At 37.2% G+C, this 14,931-nt stretch carries 15 protein-coding genes; 4 read left to right on the top strand and 11 right to left on the bottom strand.

Annotated elements, in window-relative coordinates; all coding sequences use genetic code 11:
• Nucleotides 1-193: 193 nt before the first annotated feature.
• The 5 genes from ACVRWY_RS06160 to ACVRWY_RS06140 form a co-directional block, all read right to left on the bottom strand.
• Nucleotides 194-883 (bottom strand): response regulator transcription factor, encoded by a 690-nt coding sequence (locus ACVRWY_RS06160; protein ID WP_354369078.1) that lies wholly within the window; start codon nucleotides 881-883, stop codon nucleotides 194-196.
• A gap of 135 nt (nucleotides 884-1,018) precedes the next feature.
• Nucleotides 1,019-1,558, bottom strand: coding sequence for a YceD family protein (locus ACVRWY_RS06155; RefSeq protein WP_354369142.1), 540 nt, complete (start codon nucleotides 1,556-1,558; stop codon nucleotides 1,019-1,021).
• Nucleotides 1,558-2,127: a TetR/AcrR family transcriptional regulator gene (locus ACVRWY_RS06150; protein WP_354369080.1), complete on the bottom strand. Its 570-nt coding sequence runs from the start codon at nucleotides 2,125-2,127 to the stop codon at nucleotides 1,558-1,560. The genes ACVRWY_RS06155 and ACVRWY_RS06150 overlap by 1 nt, the downstream gene beginning before the upstream one ends.
• A gap of 374 nt (nucleotides 2,128-2,501) precedes the next feature.
• A complete protein-coding gene (htpX, locus tag ACVRWY_RS06145; protein ID WP_354369082.1) occupies nucleotides 2,502-3,401 on the bottom strand; it encodes a zinc metalloprotease HtpX in 900 nt (299 codons plus the stop codon).
• 11 nt (nucleotides 3,402-3,412) lie between these two features.
• Nucleotides 3,413-3,967, bottom strand: a complete 555-nt coding sequence (locus tag ACVRWY_RS06140) for a LemA family protein (RefSeq protein WP_354369084.1) — start codon at nucleotides 3,965-3,967, stop codon at nucleotides 3,413-3,415.
• A gap of 132 nt (nucleotides 3,968-4,099) precedes the next feature.
• On the opposite strand from ACVRWY_RS06140, the gene rsmG reads away from it, so the two are divergent.
• The gene (gene rsmG, locus ACVRWY_RS06135; RefSeq protein WP_354369086.1) at nucleotides 4,100-4,813 is read left to right on the top strand and encodes a 16S rRNA (guanine(527)-N(7))-methyltransferase RsmG; all 714 of its coding nucleotides are present in this window, start codon (nucleotides 4,100-4,102) and stop codon (nucleotides 4,811-4,813) included.
• A gap of 126 nt (nucleotides 4,814-4,939) precedes the next feature.
• Here the strand turns inward: rsmG and ACVRWY_RS06130 are convergent, their stop codons facing one another.
• On the bottom strand, nucleotides 4,940-5,719 hold the full coding sequence (locus tag ACVRWY_RS06130; protein ID WP_354369088.1) for a DUF4931 domain-containing protein: 780 nt from the start codon (nucleotides 5,717-5,719) through the stop codon (nucleotides 4,940-4,942).
• Between the two features lie 102 nt (nucleotides 5,720-5,821).
• Between ACVRWY_RS06130 and ACVRWY_RS06125 the strand changes: the two genes are divergently transcribed.
• Both ACVRWY_RS06125 and ACVRWY_RS06120 read left to right on the top strand, forming a co-directional pair.
• On the top strand, nucleotides 5,822-7,198 hold the full coding sequence (locus ACVRWY_RS06125; protein ID WP_354369090.1) for a TrkH family potassium uptake protein: 1,377 nt from the start codon (nucleotides 5,822-5,824) through the stop codon (nucleotides 7,196-7,198).
• A gap of 9 nt (nucleotides 7,199-7,207) precedes the next feature.
• The gene (locus tag ACVRWY_RS06120) at nucleotides 7,208-7,879 is read left to right on the top strand and encodes a potassium channel family protein (protein WP_354369092.1); all 672 of its coding nucleotides are present in this window, start codon (nucleotides 7,208-7,210) and stop codon (nucleotides 7,877-7,879) included.
• A gap of 95 nt (nucleotides 7,880-7,974) precedes the next feature.
• On the opposite strand, the gene ACVRWY_RS06115 is transcribed toward ACVRWY_RS06120, so the two are convergent.
• The 5 genes from ACVRWY_RS06115 to sstT form a co-directional block, all read right to left on the bottom strand.
• The gene (locus tag ACVRWY_RS06115) at nucleotides 7,975-8,811 is read right to left on the bottom strand and encodes an energy-coupling factor transporter transmembrane component T family protein (RefSeq protein ID WP_354369093.1); all 837 of its coding nucleotides are present in this window, start codon (nucleotides 8,809-8,811) and stop codon (nucleotides 7,975-7,977) included.
• Entirely contained in the window at nucleotides 8,798-10,483 is a 1,686-nt protein-coding gene (locus tag ACVRWY_RS06110; protein ID WP_354369095.1) for an ABC transporter ATP-binding protein, read from the bottom strand. Before ACVRWY_RS06110 ends, ACVRWY_RS06115 begins: the two co-directional genes overlap by 14 nt.
• Nucleotides 10,484-10,585: 102 nt before the next feature.
• The gene (locus ACVRWY_RS06105) at nucleotides 10,586-11,134 is read right to left on the bottom strand and encodes an ECF-type riboflavin transporter substrate-binding protein (RefSeq protein ID WP_354369097.1); all 549 of its coding nucleotides are present in this window, start codon (nucleotides 11,132-11,134) and stop codon (nucleotides 10,586-10,588) included.
• An 8-nt stretch (nucleotides 11,135-11,142) separates the two neighbouring features.
• A complete protein-coding gene (locus ACVRWY_RS06100; protein WP_354369099.1) occupies nucleotides 11,143-11,985 on the bottom strand; it encodes an SAM hydrolase/SAM-dependent halogenase family protein in 843 nt (280 codons plus the stop codon).
• A gap of 126 nt (nucleotides 11,986-12,111) precedes the next feature.
• Nucleotides 12,112-13,326 (bottom strand): serine/threonine transporter SstT, encoded by a 1,215-nt coding sequence (sstT, locus tag ACVRWY_RS06095; protein ID WP_354369101.1) that lies wholly within the window; start codon nucleotides 13,324-13,326, stop codon nucleotides 12,112-12,114.
• Nucleotides 13,327-13,503: 177 nt separating this feature from the next.
• Between sstT and brnQ the strand changes: the two genes are divergently transcribed.
• On the top strand, nucleotides 13,504-14,883 hold the full coding sequence (gene brnQ / locus ACVRWY_RS06090; protein ID WP_354369103.1) for a branched-chain amino acid transport system II carrier protein: 1,380 nt from the start codon (nucleotides 13,504-13,506) through the stop codon (nucleotides 14,881-14,883).
• Nucleotides 14,884-14,931 lie beyond the last annotated feature (48 nt).

Raw genomic sequence — 14,931 nt, 5'->3', positions numbered from 1 at the left:
ATATGAACCCTTTCTAATGTGAGTTTCGTCGCTTTTCATTATAGGTCATATGGGACCTTTTTCTATATTCAAAAAGGCTCCATAATTTCCACGGTGTTCTTACCCACTACAGAAATTATAGAGCCAAAAGTCGTCACAGACAATTTTCCTTTTAAACTAGCACGGTGATAATACTCACGTATTTTTTTTAACATTATTTTTCACGTACCACATATCCCATTCCACGAACGGTCTGAATATAACTTTCACGTCCTGGGACATCAATCTTACCACGAAGGTAACGAACATAAACATCGACAACATTAGTCTCAACCGCTTCATCATATTTCCAGACACGTGAAAGCAACTCCTCACGTGTCATTACTCGATTGACATTACTCATCAATGCGTTTAGCAAGTCAAACTCACGTTTTGTCAATGGGATAGTTGTGTCACCACGAACCACTGAACGATTTTGACTGTCAATCTTTAAGTCACGATAAATAGCTGAACCATCAGAAAAGGATTTTTCACTTTCAAAATCTTGACGACGGAAAGTCGCACGAACCCGTGCTAACAACTCCTCAATCGCAAATGGTTTAACAATATAATCATCAGCACCTCTATCAAGACCAGACACGATATCCATCACGGAATCACGCGCTGTCATCATAATCACATAAGTCGTTTTTTCTTGACGAAGTCGACGTGTTACTTCGTACCCGTCCATCTCTGGTAACATCAAGTCTAAAAGAATTAAATCAAAATCATCATCTATTGCTTGCTCTAGGCCGCTACGACCATCATGAGCAATCGTTACCTCATATCCCTCATGTTGCAACTCCAGAGAAACAAAGCGAGCGAGATTTTTTTCATCTTCAATAATTAAAATTTTCTTTACCATTTTCACCAACCTTCTTCCTTTATAGGATATCATGAAGTTATCATCACATCCAAACTTAACGCATCGGTATAATTATACTATCTCTTGTTAGTTTTTTCAATCATTTTTAAAGCAAAATGATTATTTTACATCAATTCACTCATCACTGTCAAATAATTTGCTCAGAGAAGCAAATGGACTAGACTCGGCTTTTTTTTCTTCTTGCAAATCCTTGTACTGACTCTCTGTCAAGACCGACCACGATTGACCTGAAGGCATGGTATCATCGTTTTCTTCTTCAGTCGTCAAAACTTTCATTGGAATATTAAGAATAATATTATCCGCAACACTCTCCGACAAACTGAGAGTCGTTCCATCTAGAACTAAGACTAAATCTTCATCTACTAAATCTTGCTTAGCAAGCAGTTCTTCAGCTGAAACAAAAACTTCTACAACCCCATAGGACTGCTCTAACTCAACAGGTGTCATAGATCGACTTGAAGGGAGAACCAAAACATACGACAACTGATACTCCAAAAGGTATAGTCCATTTTCATAAATCAACTGGCCTTTAGCCAAGATATCTCTAATATCCAAGATTTCACTGTTACGATCTTGTAACTCTTCTTTTAAATCCAATTGCTCTTCAAAGGTTATTCCCTCAGGCTTTTTTTTAACATCTAAAAGATTAAATATCATAGTTTTCCTTCTACCAACTCATTTAAGGTAATTTGACGCGTTTCTCTAATAATCTCTAAAATTTCCTGAGCAGACCTGGGCTCTCTTTCCTCCAACCAAGTTAGGATGATAGAAATAATACTCATCACACTCAGATTGATGATATACTGATCCGGCAACTCAGGAAACCTATTTTCTAATTCATAATCTTCAAAAATAAATTCTTGAATAAAAATAATGATATCTTTTTCAAAATATTTATCACCATTTACCCCTAACAATCCTTTGAAAAGCTCAAAATGATTCTCAATATAGTAAATGAGGTCAGTTATTTTTCTTTGGAAACTCTTGTTATCTGAAGCAGACAAAAACTCTTCTTTAAATTGTGCTAATAAACCTGTTTTTTGACTATTCAAAAAATCATCTATGTCTACATAATGTAAATAAAAAGTCCCACGAGAAAGCCCTGCTTTTTTCGTTAAATTAGAAACAGATACCTTATGAAAAGGTACTTCCTGTAATAACTCTACCAAGGCTAAATCTAAATAACGTCTGGTATTTTCCTTCTTAGTACTATATCCTGTCATAACTCTTTCAGAATAAACACCATGTTAAATTTATATCATAAAATTAACAATATGTCTATTTTTTTGTTCATTATCCTTCTAAATCATTTTTTCTCACCTAAATTTTATCAAACAAGAAGTAAAACAGCAAGTTTTTAGAACTTCTGTCATTTTATTCTTACTTTATAAGCTTATTCGATATATTTCTTTAATTTCGACTAGATATTAAGAAATATTGATTTTATATTCTATATATCGGAAATCATATGACTCAACAGAGCACTAATGAAATAGAACGAGTTAGAAAAAAGTCTGAAGATTTCCAGACTTTTCTATAGACTATCTAATGTCTCAAATTTCAAAACTATTAAAATCAGTATCTTTACTTTGAAAACTTACATCTTTTTTAAACGCTCAATTCTATCGGCGATAGGGGGATGAGTATAAAACAAAGACTGATAGCGGTTTGTTTTTTTCGGGTCATTGATATACAAGGCACTACTAGCATCGTCCACCTCATGCTCCATCGGTACAGAGTGATCTAATTTTTCAAGTGCACGAATCAAACCTTGAGGATTTCTGGTCAACTCAACACCAGAAGCATCAGCTAAATACTCTCTCTGTCTAGAAATGGCCAGTTGCACTAGAGTAGCAGCTAGAGGTGCTAAGAGAATGGTGATTAAAGAAAAAATCACCACTACTAAGTCTGAACCAGACGAACGGCTATTATCTTGGCGACGCTGAGAACGACCTGCACCGTACCACATCATTCTCCCTCCCATACTCGAGAGCATGGTGACTGCACTAGCTAAAGCAACAGCAATCGTAGAAATCCGAATATCGTAATTTCTAATATGACTAACCTCATGGCCAACGACACCTTCTAGCTCTTCTCTGTTCATCACAGATAGTAATCCCGTTGTTGCAGCAACCGCCGCATTTTCTGGACTAGATCCTGTTGCAAAAGCGTTCAACCCTCTATCTTCTATCACAAAAACTCTAGGCATGGGAATTTGGGCCACCATAGCCATATCCTCAACAATATGATAATAATCAGGATAGTCTTCGATGCTAATTTCTCTTGCGCCATTCATAGACATGACCACATTAGTCGATTGAAAAATCATACTAAAAGCGTAGATGATCCCAATAATTAAGGCTACCACCATACCGCCTAGGCTTGAGCGTAACCACAAGTAACCAACTGCTGCGCCTAAAGCGGCTAAAAGTGCAAAGAAAACGATGAGTAAAAAAACTGTTCGCCTTTTATTTTGAGCAATTTGGTCAAATAACATCCCATCACCCCTTAAAAGTTAAACTCAACCTTTGGCACAGCTTTTTCTTCTTCAGGAATTTCTAAAAATTCACTTGGCTTAAATCGGAAAATTTTTGCAATAAGATTACTTGGGAAAGTCTCTAGTTTCACATTATAATTTGCAGTTGTGGTGTTATAAAGCTGGCGTGAATAAGAAATTTTATTTTCAGTATTCGTCAACTCATCTTGCAACTTAACAAAGCTAGCATTAGCTTTTAGATCAGGATAGTTCTCTGCAACCGCAAAGATACCTGACACTTGACGACTTAGCGCATCACTAGCTACCATCGCTTCACTAGGTGTCTTGGCATTTGCCACCTGTGCACGCAACTCTGCGATACTCTCTAGCGTCTTTCCTTCATAGCTTGCATAACCTTTCACCGTTTCAATGAGATTAGGAATTAAATCATTTCGACGTTTCAACTGCACATCAATTTGACTCCAAGCCTCTGTTGTCTGCATACGACGTTTTACCAAACCATTGTAACTAAAAATTCCCCCTATTACTAAAATAGCAACTACAACTAATCCAATAATGATTCCCATTTTTGTCTCCTTTTTATTTTCTTTCCATTATAACAAATTTCTTGAAATAAGGAGAAAAACGCATCATCTCTTTTTTAATCCTGCCACACCTTCTATTTTTATGATAAAATAATCAAGAATAAAGGAGAAACTATGACCAAGCAAGAATTTTATACCCTACTAGCTCAAGCAGGTTTTGAGCTAACTGATCAGCAAAAAAATCAATTTGATCGTTACTTTACCCTCCTCGTTGAATGGAATGAAAAAATCAATCTCACTGCCATCACCCAAAAAGAAGAAGTTTATCTCAAACACTTTTATGATTCCTTAGCCCCAGTCCTAATGGGCTACATCAAAAATGAGCCTATCTCCATCTTAGACATTGGTGCTGGAGCTGGTTTTCCTAGTTTGCCAATGAAAATTATCTGTCCCAACTTGAAGGTTACCATTATTGATTCACTGAACAAACGTATCAATTTCCTCCATCTTTTATCAGAAGAGTTAGGGCTTCAAAATGTACGCTTTTTCCACGGTCGAGCTGAGGATTTTGGACAAGATAAGGCTTTTCGTGGACAGTTTGATATCGTAACCGCAAGAGCTGTTGCAAGAATGCAAGTACTATCTGAGCTTACTATTCCTTTTCTAAAAGTTAATGGGCAAGTCATTGCCTTAAAAGCCAGCGCCGCCGACCAAGAATTAGAAGATGCCCAAAGAGCTCTTAACTTGCTCTTTGGTAAAGTTGACATCAGTCAGGATTACCAACTGCCAAACGGGGATGGCCGCAACCTTACTATTGTCACTAAGAAAAAAGAAACCCCTAACAAATATCCTAGAAAAGCAGGAATGCCCAATAAAAAACCACTCTAAACCAGTTATTTAGAAAACAACTCACACGCTATCAACCGAAAATTTCCCTTAATAAAGAGTTCCCATCTTTTAAAGTCCATCTTCACTCTCTCCATGACCAAGAGGTAAAGATGGACTTTTTATCGTCTAAATATCATCTGACAGACTGTCTTTCAAATAACTTTCTAGTTGGCTTTTAAGTTGACTAAGACGTTTTTGGCTAGGAACTTGTCTAATACCATATCCCAATAAATAAGGAGATACCACATAACGAGGCATGATTTTACATACAAAGCCCTCTTTTATAGGATATAAAAATAAATTATAGGAAGCTTCCTTATCTTTAAAATAAACATATGTGATAAAGCGTAAAACTAACTGAGAGACATCCGCTAGGATTTCTAAATGCGAGCGTTTAGAGATAATAATATTAAACTCTAAACCACCTGCAATGGGATCCAAAGATAAGACCAGCCTAGCACCTTGTCTAAAAGATTGAACCTCCAGTCCCTCAAAAGCACTTTCTTGAATAAAAGCATAACCGTCAACGGTTTCTAGCCCCACAATTTGAAAGTGAGGATGGCGCAAACTCCCACCAGACAAGGGGCCAAAATTTTTATAGCATAAAACCGATTTAAATTTCTCAGATTGCTCTAGGTACTCAAATTTTTCTACTGCATAAGAAAATAGCTGTCGGTTATAATCCCTAGAATAAATCGGAATATCTCCATCATGCCAATCTGACTCTATAATCAAGGTTTGATAAGCCTGCTCTAAAACAGGGTATTTGTTTTCAACCCAAATCATTTGATCTTGTCGATCCAAGACTTTTCCTAATTCCTCTTGATAACAAAATGGACAACGATCTTGATTAGTTGGTTTCTTCTTTGCGATACTACTATTAAATGTTAATTTAGCCCGTGTCATATTTTCTCCTTTTCTTTTATTATACGCAAGGACTTCTCCTTGTCAAATCTCACTGCACTTTATTTTTTTGATATAATAACTCTAGTTTATCTTGGAGGTTCTATGAAAAAATCAATCCTCACTTATCCACTATCAACCACTCAAAAACTTAGCCTTAGTTTTATTGCTCTTATTTTTATCGGAAGTTTATTGTTAGCATCACCTCTGATGCACTATCCAAATGCTCCTGAAACAAGCTATCTTGATCATCTTTTTACTGCTGTATCTATGGTCTGTGTGACGGGGTTATCTGTATTTCCTGTCAGTGAGGTCTATAATGGACTGGGCCAAGTCACTGCAATGGCCTTAATGCAAATTGGAGGACTTGGCTTAGTCTCTTTAGTCGCCTTTAGCCAATACAGCCTCAAAAAACGCCTTTCTCTGCGTGATCAAACATTGCTACAATCTGCAATGAGTCAAAGCACCCATCACCACTTAAAAGAATATCTCTTTTTTGCCTATCGTCTTACCTTTGGAATTGAATTAATCTGTGCGATTTTATTGGCATTTGATTTTATTCCTAGATTTGGATGGGGAAATGGAATCTTCAATAGCCTCTTTTTAGCAGTTTCAGCTTTTTGTAATGCTGGATTTGACAATATCGGTCAAAACAGTTTACAACTTTTTGCTCTTAACCCCTTGATTAATCTTGTCCTTGCTTTTTTAATTTTTTCTGGAGGATTGGGATTTAATGTCTGGCATGATCTTTACAACAGCTACTTAAACAGCCGACAACAACCACGATTTTGGGCGAATTTTTGGAAACACTTATCGATTCATTCTCGCTTAATTCTAAACAGTACGGCTATCATTCTCTTATTGGGAACGGGCTTATCTTTTCTACTAGAATATAATAACTCCGAGACCTTAAAATATTTGACCTTTCCTGAACAAATCTTGGTCAGTTTTTTTCAAAGTGTCACCATGAGAACGGCAGGTTTTTCAACCTTATCCTACCTAGATACTGGTCATGCTACAAATTTTCTCTATATCTTACAAATGTTGATAGGAGGAGGGCCTGGAGGAACTGCAGGAGGAATTAAAGTCAGTGTTGCAGCCATTTTATTTCTTTTATTTCGAGCAGAGTTGGCAGGACAATCCCAGGTCACCTTTCAAAATCGGACAATCCCTCAACGTCTTTTACGACAGACCCTCACCGTCTTACTCTTCTTCTTTGGGATCCTAATCATTGGCTATCTACTATTATTAGAAAACGAGCCTCATTTAGACCCTTTTGCCCTATTTTTTGAAGCTAGCAGTGCTATTGCGACTGTTGGGGTTAGTATGGAGTTGACAAGCCAACTTTCGACAATAGGACGATGTATCATCATGGCTCTCATGTTTATCGGACGTGTTGGGCCCATCACGGTCCTTCTTAGTATTTTACAAAAAAAAGAAAAAGACATTCACTATGCTGAATGTGATATTATTATTGGATAAGGAAAAACTATGAAAAGAAAAATTATTGGTGTTTTGGGGCTTGGTATCTTTGGTCGTACTGTCGCAAAAGAACTCGCCCGCTTAGATCAAGATGTCATTATCATCGATAGCGAAAAGCAATATGTCCAAGAATTAGCCGATCAGGTCACTAAAGCCGTTATCGGTGATATGACGGATATTGATTTTCTAAAATATGTCGGTATCGACCAGTGCGATACCGTTATTGTCGCAACAGGAACTAATCTTGAAAGTGCTGTCTTAGCTGTTATGAACTGCAAAAAACTAGGAGTCTCACAAATTATTGCCAAGGCTAGAAGCAAAACCTACGAAGAAGTCCTCTACGGGATTGGTGCCGACTTAGTCATCGCACCCGAACGTGAAGCAGGGGTAAATCTTGTCTCTAGACTCTTACGAAATAGTATTAATGACGTCTTTCATTTTGAAGGTGATGTGTCTATTGTTGAATTTAAAACCCCTAAAAAATGGATTGGAAAATCTATTCCTCAACTCAATTTACGTCAACAATACGATATCAATGTCATCGGTATTCGTTCTAATAAGGGAGGGCCAATCAACACGACTTCTATCTTACAAGCTCCGCTAGAGGCTAACAATCTTATCGTAGCTGTTACCAGTTCTAAAACATTTGAAAAATATGATTATTTAGGGTATTTTGACTAAACGAAAAACTAGAATTTCTGATTCTTTCCAACAATTGAGATAAGGTCTCCAAAGTTGAAGGAAGTTGAAAATTCTAGTTTTTATTTTAAATTATTTTATTTCCAAGGATTATAAAAACGTCCACCATTGAGATAAAAGAGATAAAAACTTGTTAACAAAATTAGCACTGCCAAAAGTAGGACAAGGTAGTCATACCAAAGGAGAGCTTGCCCTTTGTACCAGCTTCTTTTCTTCTCTTTACCAAATCGACGCAACTCCATAGCAGTTGAAATCGTATCAATACGCTCAAGCGAACTAAAAATAAGAGGGGTAATAATCCGTATATTTCCTTTAATCCGCGAAAAAAGACTAGCTTTTGAGGATAATTCTAAACCACGAGCCTGTTGGGAGAGTTTAATCATGTGAAATTCCTCTTGAAGATCTGGAATATAGCGTAGCGTCAAACTGACCGCATAGGCTATCTTGTAAGATACCCCAATTTGATTGAGACTAGCTGCAAATTGACTAGGATGAGTGGTCACCAAAAAGATAATTGCTAGAGGAACCGTACAAAAATATTTTAAAATTAAATTTAACAAATAAAAGAGTTCTTGGCTTGTGATGTTAAAACGCCCCACACCTTCTACCAAAACTGTTTTTGCTCCATAGATCTCCTCACCATAAGCTGGTGCAAAAAGATAGACCATCACAACATTTAAGGTCGCAAAAGTCAAGATAAACATCAAGACAAATGAAATATCACGCAAGCGTATCCTTGCCAAACGAAATAAAACTAAGGATAAAAAAGAGACCAGGGCAATCAAACGCGTATCGTAAGTTGTCATACAGGCAATCGATACCAGAAGGAAAAAAACTAGTTTAGTGGCCCCAGATAGATCATAAAGAAAACCCTGACCTTCATGAAAACCAATCAAACTATTAGATTGTTGCATCATTATCTCCTCTCTTTTTAATATAGTAATCTGTCACTTGCTCAGGATCTTCCCCTATTTTTTGAGCTAAGGCAAATAGACTCGTTGGCTTTAAGTTAGCCTGCTCTAAGACAGCTGGCTGGTTTAAAACTTCTAGTGGACTAGCATCTGCTAAAATACGCCCTTCTGCTAAAACAATAGCGCGATCTGAGTATTCTAACATCAGTTGCATATCATGTGTAATCATGATAATAGTGTGTCCTTTTTCCTGCAAGCCATTTAAAAAATTCATTAAGTCTGTGTAATTTTTTTGATCTTGTCCTGCAGTAGGTTCATCCAAAATAATAATTTCTGGGTTCAAAACCAGAATTGATGCGATACTAACACGTTTTTTCTGGCCATAGGATAGGGCAGAAACGGGCCAGTTTCTAAAAGCATACAGACCGCAAACTTTCAGGGTCTCATAAACCTTTTCTTTTATGACTTCTTCTTCTATCCCTCTTAGACGTAGTCCTAGAGCCACTTCATCAAAAATCATTGTCTGGCTAATCATTTGGTTGGGATTTTGTAAAACATAACCAATGCGACTAGCTCGCTCTGTCATCGAATCATCTGCTATATTTTTTCCCTTATAAAAAATCTGACCTTCTGCCTGAACAAATTGACATAAGCTTTTGGCAAAGGTCGATTTTCCTGCACCATTTTTTCCAACTAGGGCTATCTTTTCACCTTTATAAACGCTTAAGTTGATATCTTTCAAAATAGGATTTTCTTTACGATAAGCAAACTGCCATCCCTTTACTTCTAAAACCACTTCTGATTGTTTGTTCTCTAGAGTAGAAGTCTCGCCACTTAAGGCATAAGTTGGTAAATCTAGTCGATGAAGTTGATCCAGATACAGCTCTTCTTCAAACGGATAACCTAGAGAGCGTAAGACGCTAATATAAAGAGGTTCACGAATACCATTTTCATTTAAAAGATTAGTCTTTAAAAGCTCATTAACCGATCCATTAAAAAGAATACTGCCGTCATTGATAAGAATAATGCGATCCACCTTACGGTAAATGACATCCTCTAAACGATGCTCGATAATAATCGTTGTCCCGCCAGTTGATTGATGGATATCATCAATCAAAGCAATCGTATCTTGCCCTGATTTAGGGTCTAAATTGGCTAATGGTTCATCAAATAATAGAATCGGACTTTCATCGATAAGAACACCTGCCAAGCTGACCCTTTGTTTTTGTCCCCCTGATAAGTCTTGAGGACGATGATGTAATAAAGGTGTTAAGTCTAAATGCTTAGCCCAAAAATTAACTTTATCTCTCATTTCCTTTTGAGAAACCACATCATTTTCAAGCGCAAAGGCTAAATCCTCAGCCACACTAAGACCAATAAATTGCCCATCTGTATCCTGTAACACGGTACTGACCAGATGAGATTTATCATAGATTGATAAGTCAAAAGCAGGTTTTCCATCAATCAAAAACTCACCCTCGTGCTCACCTTGATGAATATGAGGAATAATCCCATTCAAACACTGTCCTAATGTGGATTTCCCTGATCCAGAAGGACCAACAATTAAAACCTTCTCTCCACGTTTGATAGAAAGATTGATATTTTTTAAGGTCGGCTCCGATTGAGCATCATATTTAAAACTAAAATTTTTAAATTCTATCACGTTATCTGTCATTTTATCTCTTATCTTTACATCTCATCTAAAAGTTTACTTTATTATTTTACCACAGTTACAGAATATGAGAAAACTCAGCTGACAAACAACTGAGCTGACTCCTTAATCTTTGGATAAACTTCCTGATTGTGTTCGAGTTTTAGCATATACTGCTAAAAGTAAAGTGCCACCAATGGCAATGGTTGTTGCATTAGACAAGCCAGCAACAAGCCCTTGTGTATAAACTTTACTTGAAGGTTCTTGATAAACCAAGATATCTCCAATAGGAGCAATCAACCCCCAAACCAAAAGGTTAGCAACAATTTGTACGACATTAAATGTCAAGATATCTTTCTTAGGAAATAGCCCTTTTTCAATTGATAACCTTTGCTTCAATAAACCAATAGCTAGCCCTAATAGACCACTTGGAATAACCCAGGTCCACCAGATTCCGTAACCTGAAAACATATCTTTTACCATATGTCCGATAAAGCCAACCAAGCCACCAACAACTGGGCCATAAATTACAGCAAAAAGAGCCTGAACTGCATATTGCAATTGAATGCTAGTATTTGGAACTGGGCTTGGGATATTCACCAAAATTCCGATGACTACAAATAAAGCTGCTCCGATACCTGTTGCCACTACATTTTTAATCGTATTATTTTTCATAACTTCTCCTAAATTTTCTTAATTTCAAGATGCCATTGGGGTCCCACACCGACATTATAAGCCTTGGCAAAAGAACCTTGGTTAATAGCCAGTCCCAAACGATAAAGTGAATTGATATATAAAATAGGTTGACCAATTCGAACATCCGCAAATGATTTACCATAAGTCACTTGGTTTTGATAGACTAACATATCATTATTATAAATGGTCACTTCAAATCGATCACCGAACTCTGGATCTAAACGATAAAACTCTTCACGCGTGATAGAGGTCCAAAGCGAGCCAAAACGGACATCTAAAATATCAATGGCACCTTTCACCAAATCCTCTTCTACTAGGGTCTCCACAACTGGCAACTCCACAATCGCATCAACCGAGAGCTCTGGACCCACCTCTTCAAAACTAATATGGCCTGAAGCAAGCTTTGCCCCTGTAAAAGCATAGACATCACGTCCATGGAAAGTATAAGATAGCTCGGTATTTTCACGGCGGTTTTTAACCTCTGAAATTTCACGAACAGCCTTAATACCAACATGTTTTTTAATATAAGACAAAGTCCCGTTATCTGGTGTTACAATATACTGATCTGCATTGGTTAGAGCAACAACACTTTTACGATCTGATCCCACACCTGGGTCAACAACTGAAACAAAAGTAGTTCCCTTTGGCCAATACTCTATGGTTTGAAAAAGGCGATAGCTTGCCTCAAAAATATTATAAGGTGTGATTTCATGGGTCAAATGATGAACCCCAAGATTAGGAGCTTCCTGAAGGGCCACCCCAATCATAGCTGAAACTGCACCATCAACCAAGCCAAAATCTGATTGCAAAACCAATAACTGATTACTCATAAAAAACCTGCACTTTCCATATTATTGAATATCAATAATAACATAGAACAGTGCAGGTGTAAAATACCGATTTATTTGAGCTAGATATAGTTTTAGACTATAGAAAAACTAGGTAATCTTAGCTTTTTATTTATTTTTCTTTCCCCAAACAGATTTTTCAGCTACAGCTGTAAAAAGAACATCTGTTGAGGAATTAAGGGCTGTTTCAAATGAGTCTTGCAAAACACCAATAATAAAACCAACTCCTACAACTTGCATGGCGAGATCATTTGAAATACCAAATAAACTACAGGCTACAGGAATCAAAAGTAAAGATCCTCCAGCAACACCTGATGCACCGCAGGCAGAAACTGCAGCCACAATACTAAGAAGAAAAGCTGTCGCAAAATCAACCTCAATCCCCAAGGTATTAACTGCTGCCATAGTTAACACATTAATAGTGACTGCTGCACCTGCCATGTTAATAGTCGCACCAAGTGGGATAGAGATAGAATAAGTATCTGGATCCAAGCCTAAACTCTCACACAATTTCATATTAACAGGAATATTGGCTGCAGAGCTTCTGGTAAAGAAAGCTGTCACGCCACTTTCTTTTAAGCAACGAAAGACAAGTGGATAAGGATTTTTTCGCATCATCACAAAGGCAATCAAAGGATTGATGACTAAGGCGATGAAAAACATGGTCCCAACCAAAACCGCAAGAAGCATCCCATAATCAGCCAAAATACCTAGACCATTTTCTGAGATAGTTGTAAAAACTAGGCCCATAATTCCAAATGGAGCTAGGTTAATAATCCAGCTAACCACTTGGGAAGTCACTTCTGCCAGAGTATGTAAAAGGTCTTTGGTATTAGGACTGGCAGTTCTCATTGCAAAACCAAAAATAACCGCCCAAAATAAAACACCAATATAGTTTGCCGTTGCTAGAGCATTAACTGGATTATCCACTAGGTTTAACAATAAACTTTGAAACACTTCTGCTACACCTTGTGGAGGGCTCAACTCACCCGTCTCTGCTTTTTTTAACACCAACTTTAAAGGAAAGATATAATTAACAATAACAGCCATTAATGCCGCCGCAAATGTTCCTAAAAGATATAGCCCCACTACTGTTTTCATATTAGATTTTTGACCTTCTCTCGTTTGAGAAAGGGCATTCGCTACTAAGGCAAAAACCAACAAGGGAGCGACAGCTTTTAAGCCCCCTACAAATAAGCTCCCTAAAAGGCCTATCACTGTAAATTTCGGTACTACTAATCCTAAAACAATCCCAAATAGGACACCAATCATAATCCGTTTAATTAGACTGGTTCGATTCCACGTTCTGATAAATCTAGACATGTTACACTCCTTCATTTTTTCACATTCTCCATCATATTATAAATTAAAGCGCAAGTCAATCTTTCCTTCCTCTTCTTCACTGAGCTATTTATTAAATTGTATAAAATTGACTTGAATTGTATGACAATTTAAGCTATAATAGATTTTTAAAATGTTTATGACTTGGAAAGGTTTTATATGAAAACAAAACAATTTGACACTAAAGTCTATACCGTTATTGGTTTTATGCTTTTTGCGCTTTTCTTTGGCGCTGCCAACTTAATTTATCCTGCCCTTTTAGGAATTTATTCTGGTAAAAATGTCTGGGTATCTATCCTAGCTTTCTGCCTAACAGGTGTTACCCTTCCTTTTTTAGGTGTGATTGCAACAGCATGGTCTGGAGCAAAAAATATGGAAGAATTGGCTTCACGTGTGTCTAAGCCTTATGCTATCTTCTTTTCTGTGGCTCTATATCTTTCAATCGGACCTTTCTTTGCTATCCCAAGAACTGGTGCAACCTCTTATTCCATGGGAGTAGAACCTATCTTTGGTTCTAGTTTAGTGGTCAAAGTCATTTATGCCCTAATTTTCTTTGGGTTATCCTACTGGATGGCTATTAAACCTAGCAAGATGACTGAGCGTATTGGGAAATACTTAACACCGACGCTTCTCATCACAATTGCAGTTGTGATTATCATGTCCTTTATCAATCCTTCTGGATCTCTTGGAGCAGCACACAACGCGAGCTCTAGTGTCAATGATGCTTTCAAGGATCTTCCATTTATCGCTGGACTCATTCAAGGATATGGAACAATGGATGCTCTTGCTTCCCTTGCTTTTGCAGTTCTAGTGATTGATGCTGCTAAACAATATGGTGCAACCTCTGAAAAAGAAATCTCAGGCTTGACCATCAAATCTGGTCTAGTTGCTATTTCTCTCCTAGCACTCATTTATATCTTTGTAGCACGTATCGGCGCAACTTCACAAGGGTTATTTGATTTTTCAAATGGACAATTTGTACAAAATGGAATGCCTATTGATGGAGGACACGTCCTTAGTCAAGCTTCCAGACTCTATCTTGGGACAATTGGGCAAAACATTCTTTCTATTATTGTCTTTCTTGCTTGCTTGACCACTTCAACAGGATTGATCACAGCTTGTGCGGAATATTTCCATGGTCTTATTCCAAAAATTTCTCATGTGATGTGGGCAAGCATCTTCACTTGTATAGCAACGACTTTCTACTTTGGTGGCTTGTCTGAAATTATTAAGTGGTCTGTTCCTGTTCTTTATCTCCTTTATCCTTTGACGATTACTTTAATTTTCTTAGTGCTAGGGGATAAATACTTCCACTCTCATCGTAGTGTCTATGTCTTTACCATTGGGTTGACATTTTTCGCTGGACTTTATGATGCTATTTCTACTTTTGCCACTATGACAGGATTTTTTACTATCCCATCAGCTTTAAGTAACTTCTTTACTAAGGTTGTTCCTCTAGGACAATATTCACTAGGTTGGGTAACTTTTGCCCTCATTGGATTAATCCTTGGGCTTGTTTTCTCAAAGGTTAAAAAATAAGTAGATACAAAAACGACTACCAGATTTTACATCTGATAGTCGTTTTTT

Source organism: Streptococcus porcorum (genome assembly GCF_053203725.1).
The sequence above is the reverse complement of the archived record's forward strand: the minus strand, read 5'-3'. Positions and strand labels throughout refer to the sequence as shown.

Coding starts and splice junctions, on each gene's coding strand:
- rsmG (WP_354369086.1), top strand. CDS start 4,100: ATGACCAAGCAAGAATTTTATACCCTACTAGCTCAAGCAGGTTTTGAG.
- ACVRWY_RS06130 (WP_354369088.1), bottom strand. CDS start 5,719: ATGACACGGGCTAAATTAACATTTAATAGTAGTATCGCAAAGAAGAAA.
- ACVRWY_RS06140 (WP_354369084.1), bottom strand. CDS start 3,967: ATGGGAATCATTATTGGATTAGTTGTAGTTGCTATTTTAGTAATAGGG.
- brnQ (WP_354369103.1), top strand. CDS start 13,504: ATGAAAACAAAACAATTTGACACTAAAGTCTATACCGTTATTGGTTTT.
- ACVRWY_RS06110 (WP_354369095.1), bottom strand. CDS start 10,483: ATGACAGATAACGTGATAGAATTTAAAAATTTTAGTTTTAAATATGAT.
- htpX (WP_354369082.1), bottom strand. CDS start 3,401: ATGTTATTTGACCAAATTGCTCAAAATAAAAGGCGAACAGTTTTTTTA.
- ACVRWY_RS06105 (WP_354369097.1), bottom strand. CDS start 11,134: ATGAAAAATAATACGATTAAAAATGTAGTGGCAACAGGTATCGGAGCA.
- ACVRWY_RS06125 (WP_354369090.1), top strand. CDS start 5,822: ATGAAAAAATCAATCCTCACTTATCCACTATCAACCACTCAAAAACTT.
- ACVRWY_RS06120 (WP_354369092.1), top strand. CDS start 7,208: ATGAAAAGAAAAATTATTGGTGTTTTGGGGCTTGGTATCTTTGGTCGT.
- ACVRWY_RS06100 (WP_354369099.1), bottom strand. CDS start 11,985: ATGAGTAATCAGTTATTGGTTTTGCAATCAGATTTTGGCTTGGTTGAT.
- sstT (WP_354369101.1), bottom strand. CDS start 13,326: ATGTCTAGATTTATCAGAACGTGGAATCGAACCAGTCTAATTAAACGG.
- ACVRWY_RS06160 (WP_354369078.1), bottom strand. CDS start 883: ATGGTAAAGAAAATTTTAATTATTGAAGATGAAAAAAATCTCGCTCGC.
- ACVRWY_RS06150 (WP_354369080.1), bottom strand. CDS start 2,127: ATGACAGGATATAGTACTAAGAAGGAAAATACCAGACGTTATTTAGAT.
- ACVRWY_RS06115 (WP_354369093.1), bottom strand. CDS start 8,811: ATGCAACAATCTAATAGTTTGATTGGTTTTCATGAAGGTCAGGGTTTT.